This is a genomic window from Amycolatopsis silviterrae (assembly GCF_042684085.1).
GTDB lineage: Bacteria > Actinomycetota > Actinomycetes > Mycobacteriales > Pseudonocardiaceae > Amycolatopsis > Amycolatopsis silviterrae.
The window spans coordinates 1-15,753 of record NZ_JBHUKS010000038.1 but is presented as its reverse complement, the minus strand read 5'-3'; the positions used below and the strand labels follow the sequence as shown (position 1 = coordinate 15,753).

14 protein-coding genes are annotated in these 15,753 nt (G+C 69.4%); 6 read left to right on the top strand and 8 right to left on the bottom strand.

Annotated elements, in window-relative coordinates:
- The first annotated feature begins 252 nt into the window (after positions 1 to 252).
- Both ACFSVL_RS43705 and ACFSVL_RS43700 read left to right on the top strand, forming a co-directional pair.
- Entirely contained in the window at positions 253 to 1,053 is an 801-nt protein-coding gene (locus tag ACFSVL_RS43705) for an alpha/beta fold hydrolase (protein ID WP_378313610.1), read from the top strand.
- 36 nt (positions 1,054 to 1,089) lie between these two features.
- Positions 1,090 to 1,746 carry an HAD family hydrolase gene (locus tag ACFSVL_RS43700; protein WP_378313609.1) on the top strand — a complete coding sequence of 219 codons (657 nt, stop codon included), beginning with the start codon at positions 1,090 to 1,092 and terminating at the stop codon, positions 1,744 to 1,746.
- 179 nt (positions 1,747 to 1,925) lie between these two features.
- Here the strand turns inward: ACFSVL_RS43700 and ACFSVL_RS43695 are convergent, their stop codons facing one another.
- On the bottom strand, positions 1,926 to 2,384 hold the full coding sequence (locus ACFSVL_RS43695; RefSeq protein WP_378313607.1) for an NUDIX domain-containing protein: 459 nt from the start codon (positions 2,382 to 2,384) through the stop codon (positions 1,926 to 1,928).
- 134 nt (positions 2,385 to 2,518) lie between these two features.
- Between ACFSVL_RS43695 and ACFSVL_RS43690 the strand changes: the two genes are divergently transcribed.
- Positions 2,519 to 2,965: a DoxX family protein gene (locus ACFSVL_RS43690; RefSeq protein ID WP_378313605.1), complete on the top strand. Its 447-nt coding sequence runs from the start codon at positions 2,519 to 2,521 to the stop codon at positions 2,963 to 2,965.
- 23 nt (positions 2,966 to 2,988) lie between these two features.
- On the opposite strand, the gene ACFSVL_RS43685 is transcribed toward ACFSVL_RS43690, so the two are convergent.
- From ACFSVL_RS43685 to kynU, 6 genes are all read right to left on the bottom strand, one after another.
- A complete protein-coding gene (locus tag ACFSVL_RS43685) occupies positions 2,989 to 3,588 on the bottom strand; it encodes a GTP-binding protein (RefSeq protein ID WP_378313603.1) in 600 nt (199 codons plus the stop codon).
- Entirely contained in the window at positions 3,569 to 3,940 is a 372-nt protein-coding gene (locus tag ACFSVL_RS43680; RefSeq protein ID WP_378313936.1) for a DUF742 domain-containing protein, read from the bottom strand. Before ACFSVL_RS43680 ends, ACFSVL_RS43685 begins: the two co-directional genes overlap by 20 nt.
- Positions 3,940 to 4,356 carry a roadblock/LC7 domain-containing protein gene (locus ACFSVL_RS43675; protein ID WP_009082431.1) on the bottom strand — a complete coding sequence of 139 codons (417 nt, stop codon included), beginning with the start codon at positions 4,354 to 4,356 and terminating at the stop codon, positions 3,940 to 3,942. The genes ACFSVL_RS43680 and ACFSVL_RS43675 overlap by 1 nt, the downstream gene beginning before the upstream one ends.
- Positions 4,356 to 6,815, bottom strand: coding sequence for a nitrate- and nitrite sensing domain-containing protein (locus ACFSVL_RS43670; protein ID WP_378313600.1), 2,460 nt, complete (start codon positions 6,813 to 6,815; stop codon positions 4,356 to 4,358). The genes ACFSVL_RS43675 and ACFSVL_RS43670 overlap by 1 nt, the downstream gene beginning before the upstream one ends.
- 375 nt (positions 6,816 to 7,190) lie before the next feature.
- Entirely contained in the window at positions 7,191 to 7,481 is a 291-nt protein-coding gene (locus ACFSVL_RS43665) for a hypothetical protein (RefSeq protein WP_378313598.1), read from the bottom strand.
- Between the two features lie 192 nt (positions 7,482 to 7,673).
- Positions 7,674 to 8,864 carry a kynureninase gene (kynU, locus tag ACFSVL_RS43660; protein ID WP_378313596.1) on the bottom strand — a complete coding sequence of 397 codons (1,191 nt, stop codon included), beginning with the start codon at positions 8,862 to 8,864 and terminating at the stop codon, positions 7,674 to 7,676.
- 144 nt (positions 8,865 to 9,008) lie between these two features.
- Between kynU and ACFSVL_RS43655 the strand changes: the two genes are divergently transcribed.
- Positions 9,009 to 10,835 carry an AMP-dependent synthetase/ligase gene (locus tag ACFSVL_RS43655; protein WP_378313595.1) on the top strand — a complete coding sequence of 609 codons (1,827 nt, stop codon included), beginning with the start codon at positions 9,009 to 9,011 and terminating at the stop codon, positions 10,833 to 10,835.
- A 251-nt stretch (positions 10,836 to 11,086) separates the two neighbouring features.
- Here the strand turns inward: ACFSVL_RS43655 and ACFSVL_RS43650 are convergent, their stop codons facing one another.
- A complete protein-coding gene (locus ACFSVL_RS43650) occupies positions 11,087 to 11,974 on the bottom strand; it encodes an SDR family NAD(P)-dependent oxidoreductase (RefSeq protein WP_378313593.1) in 888 nt (295 codons plus the stop codon).
- A 353-nt stretch (positions 11,975 to 12,327) separates the two neighbouring features.
- On the opposite strand from ACFSVL_RS43650, the gene ACFSVL_RS43645 reads away from it, so the two are divergent.
- Both ACFSVL_RS43645 and ACFSVL_RS43640 read left to right on the top strand, forming a co-directional pair.
- Positions 12,328 to 13,536, top strand: a complete 1,209-nt coding sequence (locus ACFSVL_RS43645; protein WP_378313591.1) for an MFS transporter — start codon at positions 12,328 to 12,330, stop codon at positions 13,534 to 13,536.
- Positions 13,537 to 14,000: 464 nt separating this feature from the next.
- The gene (locus tag ACFSVL_RS43640; RefSeq protein ID WP_378313590.1) at positions 14,001 to 15,365 is read left to right on the top strand and encodes a GGDEF domain-containing protein; all 1,365 of its coding nucleotides are present in this window, start codon (positions 14,001 to 14,003) and stop codon (positions 15,363 to 15,365) included.
- Positions 15,366 to 15,753 lie beyond the last annotated feature (388 nt).

Sequence of the window (15,753 nt, the reverse complement as noted above, 5' to 3'; positions counted from 1 at the left end):
CCCCCGCACCCGATGCCAGGGCCTTAAGGCGGCGTTGCGGGTGCGGCTGAGGCGTGTCCGCCCGGGCCGAAGGGACTGGCGGACCGTTGGCATGCGTCGGGCCGACGGGAGCTGCGTGTGTCCGTCCCTGGCATTGGCCCTGCGCCACCTCCGCACACCCCACCGAATAATTTTTTTGTCTTGACAACTCAAACCATCGGATGCGAAAGTTCCCCTCAACGACACGACGACCCGACGTCCAGGAGGAACCCCATGCCCACCATCACGTCCGCCGACGGCACCCAGATCGCCTACTCCCGCATCGGCACCGGCCCCGCGCTGGTCCTCGTCGACGGCGCACTCTGCTACCGCACCTCGACCCCCAACGACGACCTCGCCAAAGCCCTGTCCGACCGCTTCACCGTCTACACCTTCGACCGCCGCGGCCGAGGCGAGAGCGGCGACACGAGACCGTACGAAGTGGACCGCGAGATCGAAGACATCGCCGCGCTCGCCAAGGAAGCCGGCGGCGAGATCGGCCTCTACGGCATCTCCTCCGGCGCCGCCCTGGTCCTGGAAGCCGCCCACCGCGGCGTGCCGGTGAAGAAGGTCGCCGTCTACGAACCGCCGTTCGTCGTGGACAGCACCCGCAAGCGAGTCCCCGCCGACTACCAGTCCAAACTCGAAGCCGCCATCGCCGCGGGCAAACCGGGCGACGCGATTAAGACGTTCATGACCGAAGGCGTCGGACTCCCCGCCCTGATGGTCACCATGATGCGGCTGATGCCAGCATGGCCGCGCATGAAACGCGTCGCCCACACTCTCGCCTACGACGCCCAGATCATGGACGACAACCAGTCCGGCCGCCCCCTTCCCGAGGCTCGCTGGTCCGGCATCACCGCCCCCACCCTGATCCTCGACGGCGGCAAGAGCCCAGCCTGGATGCGCAACGGCGTGGCAGCAGCGGCGAACCAGCTGCCCGCCGCTGACTACCGCACCCTGCCCGGCCAGACCCACCTGGTGAAAACCGCCGCACTGGCCCCCGTACTCGCGGAGTTCTTCGCCACGAACTGACCCCGCCGCGGAGCCGGATAAGGCAAACTGCGAAACGTGGCCACGCGAGCATTGATTTTCGATTTCGACGGCACCCTAGCCGACACCGAAGCCGCAGTACTGCGATCCTGGCAAGAAATGTTCGCCGATCACGGCGTAGAACTACCGCTGGACGTATGGCACACAGTCATCGGCACCCAGCACACCGCGAAGACGATGTTCAAACTGCTAGCCGAACACGTAGCGGACCTGGACCCAGAAACGCTGCGCCCCGCAATGCGCGCCCGAGTCCACGAACTACTAGCCGCCGACGGCCCAAGAGAAGGCGTCGTAGCTTACCTGGACGAAGCCCAAAGCCAGGGCCTGAAACTAGGCGTCGCGTCAAGTTCCTCGGAAGCCTGGGTCAGAGGCCAACTAGACCGCCTAGGCCTAACCGCCCGCTTCACCGCAATAGAAACCGGCGACCGCCACGCCCCCAAACCAGCCCCAGACACCTACCTGGCAGCCCTGCGAACCCTGGCCGTAACCGCGGAAGAAGCCCTAGCCTTCGAAGACTCGCCACACGGCGTAAGCGCAGCAAAAGCAGCCGGAATCACCACAATCGCAATACCAAACCCCATCACCGCCCAACTAGACTTCACAAACGCAGACAAAGTCCTAACCTCCTTCACCACCACCCCGCTAACCACCCTCCTACAGCAACAAAGCGCATAACAACGAGGCACCCAGCCCCCTCCCCGCACCCCGATACGAAGCCCAAATGCGGTCTGAGGGTGCTTGTCAAGGCATCTTTCCCGCCTTGACAAGCACCCTCAGACCGTCATCACAATTGGCTTCGGGGTGCCCCACGCACGCCCCCAGCGCAACGTCGCCGCCAGGCGACGAGCAGACCCCTACCCCACCGCCGCCTCGAGCCGATCCAAAAACCCCCGCTGCCCCTTAACCAGCTTCTCCCGCGCAACCCCCATCGAGAACCACTCCACCCGATCCACCTCAGGAAACTCCCGCAGCATCCCGGACCGAGGCGGCCACTCCATCTCGAACACCCCCGGCACCACCTCGCCCGGATCGAGATCCCCCTCCACCGCCCAGGCGGTCACCACCTTCCCGGACTGCCGCACCTCCCCCAGCTCCGTCCACTCCCCCTCCGGCACCGGCACCCCCAGCTCCTCCTCAAACTCCCGCCGAGCAGCCGCCCGTGCCTCCTCCCCCTCCTCAATCTCCCCCTTGGGCAAGGACCAAGCCGCCAAGTCCTTCTTCGCCCAAAACGGCCCACCCATATGCGCGAGCAGCACCTCGACCCCGCTCACACCCCGCCGAAACACCAGCACCCCAGCACTACGCCTGACCATCCCCCCAGTCTGCCCGCCCCCCTGACCAGCCCGAACAGCGACACAGAAAAAACTTCCCGGCAAAGTGTCGATCCCCGTCGACCCCATCCGACGCATAGGTGAAAGACACCACCAAGCCCGGAAGGACCCCAGCCATGACCACCACGATCACCACCAGCAACACCACCCCGGAAACCGCCACCGCGAAGACCCTGGCCGACCGGGTCCGCCCCACCGTGCTGGCCCTCTTCCGCGCCGTGGTGTCGTTCCTCTTCCTCTGCCACGGCCTGATGGGCTTCGGTCTCTTCGGGGGCATCGACAACGCGGGCGGCGCGGTCCCCTTCGGCCAATGGCCCGGCTACTGGGCCAGCCTGATCGAGGTCGTCGGCGCGATCTTCGTCTTCGCCGGGTTCTTCACCCGGATCTCCGCGACCGTGCTCTCCGGCGTGATGGCCTACGCCTACTTCACCGTGCACGCCCCGGAAGGCCTGCTCCCCCTGCACAACATGGGCGAGCCGGCGGCGCTGTACGCATGGGTGTTCCTGGCTATCGCGGTGGTGGGGCCGGGGGCGGCGTCGCTGGACGGGCTGCGGAAGAAGTGACGTCGTGAGTGGCAATCCCGGTTCTAACCGTGATTGCCACTCACGACCCCCACCCGCCCCAGCACATGCTCCATCAACACCGTCAGCACCTGCTTGGTCGAATCCCGCTCCCGCGCGTCACACAGCAGCAACGGCACCTGAGGATCCAGATCCAACGCCCCACGGACCTCCTCGGTCCCGTATCGGTAAGCGTCGTCGAAGCAGTTGACCCCCACCACGAACGGCAACCCCCGCTGCTCAAAGAAATCCACCGCGGGGAAACAGGACTCCAGCCGCCGCGTATCCGCGAGCACCACCGCGCCCAGCGCCCCGTCGGCCAGCTCGTCCCACATGAACCAGAACCGGTCCTGCCCCGGCGTGCCGAACAGGTACAGGATCAGCTCGGGGTTGATGGTGATCCGGCCGAAGTCGAGCGCGACGGTCGTGGTGGTTTTGCCCTCGACGCCGGACAGGTCGTCCACGCCCTCGGACGCGGCGGTGATCACCTCTTCGGTGCGCAGCGGCGGCACCTCGCTGACCGACCCGACCATGGTCGTCTTGCCGACCCCGAAGCCGCCCGCGACGAGCACCTTCACCGCCTGCGCGGTGAGGGACCGGCGGGGCTCAGAGTTTCCGGATGCCATCGAGAACCGCCTGGAGTACGTGGGGGCTGGGGGCGTCGGTCACCGGCGTCGCGGTGCGGAACAACACGAGGTTGCGTTCTATCAGATCGCTCAGCATGACCTTGACGACCGGCAGCGGCAGATCGACCCGCGCGGCCACCTCGGCCACCGAAACCGGGCGCTGGCACAGGGAAAGAATGCGCGCGTACTCCGGTTCGAGGCCGGGCGTCTCGTTCGCGGCGCGCAGTGCGACGACGAGGGTGATGAGGTCGAGCCCGCGCGTGTCGGACCGGGTCCGCCCGCCGGTGACGGCGTAGGACCGCACCAGCGGACCGGCCTCGTCCTCGTACCAGGACTCGCGGCCCTGCGCCATCATGGCGAGGTCCGCTGGACCGCTCCGGCCCGCGGCGCCGCGGTGAGCACCGCGCCGACCCGCTTGACCATCAGGTTCATCTCGTACGCGACGAGCCCCATGTCCGCGTCCACCCCGGCCAGCAGCGCGAGGCAGGCGCCTCGCCCGGCCGCGGTGACGAACAGGAACGCGTGGTCCATCTCGACCATCGTCTGCCGCACGTTGCCGCCGCCGAAATGCCGTCCGGTGCCGCGGGCGAGGCTCTGGAACGCCGACGCGACCGCGGACAGGTGCTCCGCGTCCGCCTCGGACAGATTGCCCGACCGGCCGATCAGCAGCCCGTCCGCGGACAGCACCACCGCGCGGTCCGCGCCGGCGACCCGCTGCACGAGGTCGTCGAGCAGCCAGTCAAGCTCGTTGACGCCGTTGTTCGCCATCAGTCGCGGTCTCCGTACCTGTTGTCGTGCCCCGGATCGGTCTCGCGGGCCCGCCGGGTGCCCTGCTGGAACGCGCTGAGCCGGGAACGGGCCTGCTCCGGCGAGTCCTCGCGGACCTCGCCGGTTTCCGGCGCCGGCCGGTCACTGCGCAACTGCGGAACAAGGTTCTGCTGCCGCCTGCGCTGCGGCAGCGGCGGACGCCCGGGCGGACGCGGCGGCGCGGCCCGGCCGTTCTCCACCGCCGGACGCGGCGCGCGGCCGTTCTCCGCGGGCGGACGCTGGTTCTGCGGCGGACGGACCGGCGGCGCCTCGGCGGCCGGCCGCATCGCCCGCCGGGTCGGCAGCTCCGGTCGCTGCTGCTCCGGCGCGACCCGCGGCTCCGGCGCGACCCGCGACGGCTGCGGCAGTTCCGCCTGCTGCGGCTCCGGAACCGGGCGCACGGTCCGCTGCGGCAGTTCCGGCCGCGACGGCTCCACCGCGAGCCGGGAAAGCTCCGGCACGTCGTCGGAAGCCTCGCCAGCGTCTTCTGTCGAAGGCTCGGTCTCGGCAATCGGCGCGAGCAAGTCCTTGCGCACCAGCACGATCGCCCGGGTCCCGCCGTACGCGGACTCGCGCAGGTGCACCGAGATCCCGTGCCGCGACGCCAGCCGCGCCACCACGAACAGGCCCAGCCGCGGTTCGTCGGACAGCGCCATGATCCCGAAGTCCGGCGGGTCGGCGAGCATCGCGTTGAACTCGTCGGCCTGCTCCTGCTCGATGCCGAGGCCCTGGTCCTCGACCTCGATCACGACGCCCTTGCCGACCACGTTGCCGCGCAGTTCGACGCGCGATTCCGGCGGCGAGAACGACGTCGCGTTGTCGATCAGCTCGGCGAGCAGGTGCACGAGGTCGCCGACGGCGGGCCCGCGCACCGCGACCTCCGGCAGCTTCGCCGTCTTCACCCGCGCGAAGTGCTCGGTTTCGGCCGCCGCGCCGCGCACGAGTTCCACCAGCGACACCGGATTGCGCCACTGCCGCCCCGGCTGGCCGCCGCCGAGGATGATCAGGTTCTCCGCGTTGCGCCGCGCGCGGGTGGAGAGGTGGTCGAGCCGGAACAGCGTGTCGAGCTGGTCCGGGTCCTCCTGCTTGCGCTCGGCCGCGTCCAGCACCTTCAGCTGCCGGTGCACGATCACCTGGCTGCGGTGCGCGATATTGAGGAACACCGCCTTCGTGCCCTGGCGCGTCTTGGCCTCTTCGACCGCGGCGGCGATCGCGGACTGCTGCGCCAGGTTGAACGCCTCGGCGACCTCGCCGATCTCGTCCGTGCCGTGGTCGAGCAGGTGCCCGCCCGCGTCGAGGTCGACCGGTTCGCCGTCGCGCAGGCGGTCCATGAGTTCCGGCAGCCGCACCTCGGCCGCGTCGAGGGTGTCCTCGCGCAGCCGGGCGAGGCGGGCGATGAAGCGGTTCGACAGCCGCAGCGCGATCAGCACCACCGCGAGCGCGAAGAGCACCGCCGCCGCGCCCGCGATGATCGAGTCTCGCAGCGTGTCGTCCGCGTCGGTGATCGCCGCGTTGGTCGCGTGCGCGCTCTGCGCGGCGAACATCGTCATCAGCGTGGTGGCGACCTGTTTGGCGTCCGTCCGCCACTGCTCCAGCGGCACCGGCAGCTGTTTCGCGCCGGACAGCAAGGCGTTCTCGACCTGGGTCACGGTCGTCCACGCGGGACTCGCGATGAGCTTGTCGTAGTTGGCCCGCACCTCGGGCACCATCTGCGGCACGGACTGTTCGAGCTGCGCGTGGTACGCGCCGATCTGGCCGAGGTACGCGCGCTGCTCGTCGCCGGACAGCCCGCCCGCGGCGAGCCCGGCCGACGCCAGCGCGTCGCTGCGCTGCATTTCCTCGGCGGCGTTGAAAATCGGGATCGCGGACAGCCGGGCGTACGCGTTGCCCGCGCCGCGCGCGGCCTGCGCGAGCCCGGCGACGCCCTGGGTGAACTGGTCGATGATCTGGTTGTAGAAGGAAAACACCTCGAGCCGCGGCACCTGGCCGGCGTCGACCCGCTGGCGCAGCTGCGGCAGTTTCGCTTCCAGCGCGGCGAAGGTGGCTATGTTCTGCTTGACGCTCGCGGGCACGTTCGAGTCGCCGGCGAAGTTGCCCTGCAGCACCGAGGTGATCTGCGCCGCGGACGCGTCCGTCTTCGGCCGGGTGGCCAGCAGCGCGGCGCGCGCGGCGTCCTGCCCGGCGAGCACGCTCATCGACAGCTGCCGTTCCTGTTCGGCGGCGAGCAGGAACGGAATGCCGGGGCCTTCCGAACCGCGAATCTTCTGCGCGTAGCTGCGCGCCTGCGTCGCGTCGAAAATCAGGTAACCGGCGAGCGCGATACCGACCACGAGCAACGCCACACTCGGAATCAACGCGATCGCGAGCACCCGAGAGCGAATCGACGAACCGCGGCCGTTCCGCCCGGATTTCTGCTTCACCGTGATCCGTTTTCCTTCCGGCGCTTGCCAAGGTAATTGGGTCCGCGGTGTTTTCTTGCACCGGTCCGACCAGCCGGATCACAACTCACCGTGGTCTGCGTTGCCCGCGACGACGTTAAGCAACCCGGACGGGCGAGTCAAGTCCGGACCCACGTGGCCGTCACTGTCTTGTTACCTGCTAGTAACCCACTGTGGTGCTTGGAAAACTGATCACCACCGGACGTGACCTTGGTCGCACCGGCCCGGCCGCTGCCCGCCGGGCGCCCGCGCGTGAGGTCCGTCACGGACGCGGCCCCGCGCGCATTACCGGAAACTCATGCGCATTTCCGCATCGGCAACGAAAAAGAACGGCGAATCGAGATCAATTTCCGGAATTCAGCGCCGCACGCCATTCGGCGGACGGTGCGCGGAAAGCCGCGGCCCCGGCAGCGGTTCCGATTCCGGCGCGGCGAGCGGGCGCTCGCGGCGGACGAGGTCGTGCAGCATCTCCCGGCACGCCCACGCCAGCACGGCCACGGACGCGACCAGCACCGCCACCAGCGCCGATTCGACCGGATAGCGCGCGACGAGCCCGCCGAACCGCGCGAGCAGGAAGCCGAGCACCATGCCGACGAGCAGGGTCACGACATACGAGAGCGGCACTTCCCGACCGCGGGTCTCGATCATTTCGGCCCCTTCCGCCCCGGATTCGCGCGGGTGTCGCGACACCCGGATTGGCTCCCGCCCGCGAAAAAACAGGCACCGAGCATACCCGCCGGGCAGCGCGCGGCGCGCCCGCCGATCACCCAATGGGGCGAGCACGACACCTATTGTTCACCCAGAAACCGCGATTCCGCGCGGACAGTGCGCGAATTCTTTTCAGCGCACCTCGCGCAGCACGGTCACCGCCCGCAGCACCTCGGCGTAAGTCGTGTACAGCGGGGCCAGCCCGAACCGCAGCACGTCCGGCGGCCGGAAATCCCCGAGCACCCCGCGTTCGTGCAGCGCGTCCATCGTCTGCTGCCCACCCGCGTCACGCACCGAAACCTGGTGTCCCCGGGCGTGGTCCCGCGGCGTCGGAAGGTCGGCTCCCGGCAGGAGTTCGTCCGCACACCGGAAAAAGAAATCGCCCAGCGCCAAGCCTTTCGCGCGCAGCACGGAAAGGTCGACGCCGTCCCACACGTCCAGCGCGGCGTCGAGCGCCAGCATCGACAGGATGTCCGGCGTACCGGCGCGGGCGCGCGCGATCCCCGCGCCGCCGCGGTATCCGGCTTCCATTCCGAACGGATCGGCATGCCCGGCCCATCCGGCGAGCGGCTGATCGAATTCCGCCTGATGCCGCTGTGCCACATAGATGAACGCGGGCGAGCCCGGTCCGCCGTTGAGGAATTTGTACGTACAGCCCACCGCGAAATCGACCGCGCACGCGTCGAGCTGAACCGGAATCGCGCCGACGCTGTGGCAGAGATCCCACACCGCGAGCGCGCCGGCCGCGTGCACGGCCTCAGTGACCGACGGCATGTCGTGCAGCCGTCCGCTCACGTAATCGACGTGGTTCACGAGCACCGCGGCAGTGCGCTCGCTCACCGCGCCAGGCAACTCCGCCACCGGCACCCGACGCACGGTGTGCCCGGTGAGCCGCGCGGCCTGGTCGGTCACGTAGCCATCGGTCGGGAAGGTCGTCGCGTCGAGGAGGATCTCGTCGCGGCCGGGGTTCGCCCGCACCGCCGCGACGAGCACCTTGAACAGGTCCACGCTCGTCGAGTCCGCCACCACGACCTGCCCGGCCGCGGCCCCGACCAAGGGCGCGATCCGGTCGCCGACCCGCTGCGGGGCCTCCCACCAGCCCTCGGTCCACGACCGGATCAGCCGCCGCCCCCACTGCTCGCGGATCACCTGGCTCACCCGCTCCGCGACGTGTTTCGGGGGCGCGCCAAGAGAATTCCCGTCGAAGTACGCGATGCCCGGGTCAAGGTCGAACTCCGCGCGTTTCGCGGCGAGCGGGTCGGCGGCGTCGAGCGCGGCCGCCTCGTCGGCAAGGCTCTCGCCGCGCACGGCAGATTCGGTCATCAACGCTCCTCGGTCCCAAGTCCGCCTATTCATAACAGGACGCGGGCGGTCTTATCGAGCGCCGATGCTGGCCGGGATTCTCTATCGGCCGCCGCTTCGACGACCTACAGTGACCTGACCAGGCACCACCGGAGGAGGTCAGCGTTGACCCAGTCGATCGCCGAACAGACCGAGGGCCAGACGATCCCGCTGCTGCTGCGGCGCAACGCCGTGGAACACGGCGACCGGCCCGCGCTCACCTCGCTCGACCTCGAAGGCCGTCCGACCCTCACCTGGAGCGAGTTCCGGACCGCGATCGCCGAGGTGTCCCGCGGCCTCGCCGGGCTCGGCCTCGCCGCGGGCGACCGGATGCTGATCATGGCCCCGAGTTCGCCGGACCACCTGGTCGCCGACCTCGCCGCGGTGCATCTGGCGGCCATCCCGTGCACGGCCTACGCGACGCTGAGCCCGGAGCAGATCCGCTACGTCGCCCGGCACAGCGCGGCCCCGGTCGTCGTCCTCGCCGGTGCCGACGAGCTGTCCCGCTGGCTGCCGGTGCTCGACGATCTGCCCGCGCTCCGCCGCGTGGTGCTGCTCGACGAATCCGCGCTCCCCGACGGCGACGACCGCTTCGTCGGATACTCCGCCGTGCGCGAAGCGGGCCGTGCCGCGCTCGCCGCCGACCCGGACGCGTTCGACCAAGCGTGGCAGGCGATCCGCCCGGACGACCCGCTCGCGATGATCTACACCTCCGGCACCACCGGCGACCCCAAGGGCGTCGTGCTCTCGCACCGCAACGCGATCCACGAGGGCCTCGCCGTGCACACGCTGCACAAAGCCCCGATGCACCCCACGAACATCGCGTACCTGCCGCTGGCGCACATCGCCGAACGAGAACTGTCGATCTATCTCCCGATCGTCGCGGCCGGGCACGTGCACACCGTCGGCGATCCGTCCGGCGTGGTCGCGGCGCTAGGCCAGGTGCATCCGCAGAGCTTCTTCGGCGTGCCGCGAGTGTGGGAAAAGATGGTGGCGGGCTTGAAGAACATGCTCGCCGGCGTCCCCGAAGACCGGCGCGAGGCACTCATCTCGGCCAACGAACTCCTGCAAGAGGGCTACAAACTCCGCAGCGCCGGTGAAGCCCTGCCCGCCGACCTCGCCGAGCGCATCGCGAAAACCGACGAGACCGTACTCGCCCCGGTGCGCGGGCTCCTCGGACTCGACCAGCTGCACATCGCGTCCAGCGGCGCGGCCGCGTTGCCGGTGGAGGTGCTGTACTTCCTCGCCGGGCTGGGCGTCGAGATCCGCGAGGTGTGGGGCCTGTCGGAGACCACCGGCGCGGCGACCGCGAACAGCGCCGAAGCGTTCCGCGCGGGCACCGTCGGCAGGCCGATCGACGGCGTCGAGGTGAAGACCGGCGAGGACGGCGAACTGTTCGTCCGCGGCCCGATCGTCTTCCTCGGCTATCTGCAGCCGGACGGCACGATCGAACCGGCCACCGACGACGAGGGCTGGTTCGCGACCGGCGACATCGGCACGATCGACGACGACGGGTACGTGACGATCACCGACCGCAAAAAGGAACTGATCATCACCTCGAGCGGCAAGAACATCGCGCCGACCCGGATCGAGGGCTTGCTGAAGGAACACCCGCTGATCGGCCAGGCAGTCGCGATCGGCGACGCCCGGCCGTACGTGACCGCACTGATCGTCCTCGACGACGAGATCGCCCCCGGCTGGGCAGCGGCCAACGGCGTCGAGGCGGCCGGAATCGAAGCACTCGCCGCGCACGAGGCGGTCCAAGCGGAGATCGCGCGGGCGGTCGAATCAGCCAACAGCAGGCTCGCGCGGGCCGAGCAGATCAAGCGCTACCGCGTGATCACCACGGCCTGGACGCCGGAGACGGGCGAACTCACCCCGACGCTCAAACTCAAGCGCCGGGTGATCAACGACCGCTACGGCTCCGACATCGCCGCCCTCTACCCCTCGTGAGTGCTGATCACGGTTAGAACCGGGATCGCCGCTCACGACCCCCCACCCAGCCACGCGCCCACCGCAGCCGTACCAGGGCTCGTGAGTGCTAATGCCGGTTAGAACCGGCGTAGCCACTCACGAGGCACGCCGGGGCGACGCGGCCGCTCCGGGCCCGTCTTCCCGCCGCGCCGCGTCGTGAGTGCTCGCCTGCCCCATGCGCTACCGCGGCCCTCGTGAGTGCTGATCACGGTTAGAACCGGGATCGCCGCTCACGAGGCCTGCCGGGACCACTTCCGCAGCCGGGGCGGCACCCGCTTCTCCAGCCCGTAGTTCTCCAGATGCGCGGAGAACACCTCGTCGAACGCCTGCTGCACGGTCTCGGTGTCCCAGTCCGGCCGCTCCAGGATCGGCTGCTTCAGGTACGGCTGCCCCATCACGTGCAGCTGCGGGCCGTTGCACCGGATCATCTGCCCGGTGATCCCGTGCGCCCCCTCGCCGAGCAGGAACAGCACGAGCGGCGCGATCTTCGCCGGCGTGCGCTCCGGCGGGCACGCGCGCAGCGCCCGCTCGGATTTCCAGACCATCCGGGTGTGCGCCACCGGGCACACCGCGTTCACCCGGATCCCGGAATCGTCGAGGTCCAGCGCCCACGAATAGGTCAGCGACGCGACCGCGCCCTTGCTCGCCGAGTACACCCCGAGCTTGCGCTGCCCGAGCGACGCGCCGGAGGAGATGTTCACGATCGACCCGCCGCCGCCCGCGCCGACCATCGCGCGGATCGCGGCCAGCCCGGTGTACATCACGCCGAGCACGTTCACCTCGACCAGCTGCCGGGCCTGCTCGACGTCGTCCTCCCAGGGCAGCGCCTCGTAGTTGAGCCCGGCGTTGTTGACCAGCCCGTCGATCCGGCCGAACTCGGCGACGCACTGGTCGACGATCGCCTGCGCCTGCGCCGGATCGGCCACGCTGTACCCGTTCGCGACCGCGCGCCCGCCGTGGCCGCGGATCGTCTCGGCGGTGCGCTCGGCCAGGTCGGCGTCCACGTCGTTGACGACCACCGCCCCGCCCGCGCGCGCCACGTGCACGGCGAAGGCCTCCCCGAGGCCGCGCCCGGCTCCGGTCACGACCACGGCCTTGTCCTGCAACAGTCTGTCCACGCTCACTCCCCGCTGGTGCGCCCGGCGCGAGAACGTCCGCTCCGCCGGGTCTCTCCCAGTGTTGGGCCGTTCGGCCCAGCCGCACCGGTCGATCGCGACGAACGGTGGTCGCGCTGCGCCGAACGAGGAAAGCTGATCAGTGCTACGGGTACCCCGCGGCAGGTCAGTCCTCACGGCTCCGCGTTCCGGCCACCGGATTCTTCCCGACTGTTCACCCTGGTGTGATCGGCGGCATACTGAGGGTGCACCCCTGGCTGGAGTAGTGACACTCCTGGCCAGGAGCGACATCCGCGAAGGCACAATGCGGGCACTACTGGCAATCACACGATCGGGGAGGGGGCAGTGGTCATCTCGTGACGACCGAAGCGACCTCTCGGCTGACAGCACCGCTGCGCAACGTCGAGTATCGCGTGCTCTGGGCGGCGGAGGCCATCTCGAGCGCGGGGGACCAGCTGGCGAAGGTGGCGTTGTCCATCCTCGTCTACCACCGCACCGGTTCCGCGCTCTGGGCCGCGGTCGTGTACGCGCTGACTTTCCTGCCCGCGCTCGCCGGCGGCCTCGGCCTCTCCTTCCTGGCCGACCGCTACCCGCGCCGCGCCGTGCTGAGCGTGAGCGCCGCCGCGCAGGCGGTGCTCGTCGGCTTGATGAGCCTGCCCGGCATGCCGCTGGCCGCACTGTGCTTACTGCTCGTCGCGGTGCAGCTGGCCGCGTCGCCCGCGAACGCGGCGCAGAACGCGATCACCCGCGAGGTCTTCACCGACGACCATCTGTACCTGCGCAGCCAGGATCTGCGCGGGATCACCACCAACACGGTGCAGCTGCTCGGCCTGGCCGGCGGCGGCGTGCTGGTGACCGCCGTGGGCACGTCGTGGGCGCTGGCGATCGACGCGGTGAGTTTCGCGGTAGCCGCGGCGATCGTGCGGGTGTGGGTGCACGACCGGCCCGCCGCCGGCGGCGACCACAGCACCTGGTTCTCCGCCACGCGCTGGGTGTTCGGGCAGCGCAAACTGCGCGTGCTGATCGCGTTGTCGTGGCTCGTGGGGCTGGCCGTGGTGCCCGAGGGGCTGGCCGCGCCGCTGGCCCATCAGCTGAACGCGCCGTCCGCGGCGGTCGGCTGGCTGCTCGCCGCCGACCCGCTCGGCTTCGTCGCCGGGGCCTATCTGCTGTCGAAATTCGCGTCCGCCGAGGTCCGGCAGCGGCTGCTCGGCGTGCTGGCGACGACGTCGCTGGCACTGCTCGCGCTGTTCCTGCTGCGGCCGAATCTGGTGGTCGCGCTGGTGCTGCTCGCGCTCGCCGGTGCGATGGGCGCCTACATCATCACCGTGACCGCGACGTTCTCCACCTGGGTGCCGAACGAACTGCGCGGCGGGGCCGGCGGGCTCTACCGCACCGGACTGCGCGTGGCGCAGGGCATCGGGGTGGCTCTCGGCGGGGTGGTCGCGCAGGCGACCGGGTCTGCGATCACCGCCATCGCGCTGGCCGGGCTGGCCGGCGTGGCACTGGCGATCCCCACCGCGTTCTCGTGGACCCGGGTGCGGCACGCGGTCGCGGCCGGGGCCTGATCGTGGGATGGCTGAAGATGCGAAGGCCGGGGTCGAGGCACCGGCCGGATGAGTCCGGATACGCCGGACGGGAACTCGTTTCACGCCTCACGGTCACGCACGGAACACACCTCCGCTCGTATTGTCACGAATCCGCGGTGGATCGGTCACGGAACTCACGCTTCACGGTCACGCACAGCTGCTCACCTCCGCTCGCTGACAATTCATCGGAAAATGACAACAGCTCGATTCACGCTTCGCGGTCGCGCACGGGAAAACACCTCACTCGGGGGGACGGCGGGGACGCTCCTCCGCAATTTACTTCATGGATGCAGCAGTTGTCGCGGAAGGCGTCTCCGGGTTCGGAGACTACGACCGAATACAGCGTTCGAAGTCGGTGAGTGAGATGATACCGGCAACTGATAACCGCGCAGAACCGGGAACCGACCGGGAACCGCATCCGACACCGGAGGAGGCACGGCCCGATGCCCGGAACCGAACCGGCGCGCGGTGACCGCCGCGTCCCCGGGGAGGAACCGCCCGCCGCCAAGGGCGCCGCGGGACGGCTGCGCGCACTGATCGCCGCGAACCCCGTTTCCTCGTGGGATCTCTGGACGAAACCGCGCCGGATGATCGCGTTCCTGCTCGCCTGGGACGCGATCGCGATCGCGCTGCTGACGTTCGGCGTCATCGCCTCGCCGAGCCCGGATCTCGTGGACTGGGGCCGGTTCGCGATCCTCGCCGGCTGCGCGACGGTGCACATCCAGCTCACCCGGCGGCAGGAGGAACGGCGGCGCAACCGGGTCACCGCCGTCCACATCGACCTCACCGGCATCTGGGTGTTCCCGGCCGCGCTGCTGCTGCCGATCCCGCTGACGCTGCTGCTGATCGGGCTCCTGCGCGTCCAGCGCTGGTTCAACTCCCGGCGGCCGCCGCACAAGTTCGTGTTCACCTCGTTCACGCATGCGGTGTCGGCACTGCTGGCGCACTACCTGTACCAGACTTTCGCGTCCGCCGAACTGGCCCGGCTCTCGCCGGCGAACTCGTTGCAGGTCTTCGGGATCCTGATGCTCGTCGGCTTCAGTTACGCGGCGCTGCAGGCGATCGTGATCGGCGGGCTGCTCGCCCTCGGCGGCACGTCCGCGCCCACGCTGCGCAACGTATTGGGCACCAAGGACGACAACCTGCTGGAGCTGTCGACGATCAGCCTCGGCACCATCGCGACGATCCTGCTGGTGAACATCCCGCCGGCGATCGTGATCCTCGTGCTCATCACGGTGCTGGGCAACCGGCTGGCGGAAATCAACCAACTGCAGTCCGAAGCGCGCACCGATCCGAAAACCGGGATCTTCAACGTGCGCGGGTGGTCGGAGTCCGCGGAACGCGCGCTGGCCCGTGCCGCACGCGGCGGGGAAACCCTGGCGCTGCTGATGATCGACCTCGACCACTTCAAATGGATCAACGACACGTACGGCCATCCGGCAGGCGACGACGTCCTCCGCACGGTGGCGCAAACTCTCGACGAGATCACCCGCCCCAAGGACATCATCGGCCGCTTCGGCGGCGAGGAGTTCCTGATCCTGCTGCCCGATGTGGACACTACGGCGGCGAAGGTGACCGCGGAACGAATCCGTACCGCGATCGCCGATCAGCGCATCGTGACGACCGACAAACGCGGCGGTTCCGCATTGATCACCGGGCGCACCTGCTCGATCGGCGTCGCATTGCTCGGGGTGAACGGAACAACACTGGAACAGTTGCTGCACGCCGCCGACGCCGCCGTCTACACCGCGAAGGAAGGCGGCCGGAACCAGGTGCGCTTCGCGGATGCGAATCTGCCTTCGGAGTGATCCACAATTCCGATCACCGGCACTGTTCGCGATTAATCGCGAAACCGATTCAGCAACTGTGCGCGACTGTCCGCTGCCCGTTCTGCCGCCGGGTTAGTCCGCGGGGTTAATTGTCCGCCGGACCGCTAACCGCGACGGCCGGTTTTCGGGAAGGAACGAAAGCCGCCAGGATTGCCGGGCCCGGTCGGCCGAGGACCGCAATCCGCCCCCGCACCCGCGGACTCGACCCGCCGGGCCTCCGCACGCCCTCCCGCCGCAACCGCCCCAATGTGGCATTGGGTGCGTCCGACGCACCGAACGCCACATTGGGTGCGTCAGATGCACCCAATGCCACATTGGGGGTTTTTCATCCTGTTGGTGCTGGTCAGGTGGGGTTGACGGTGGCGGG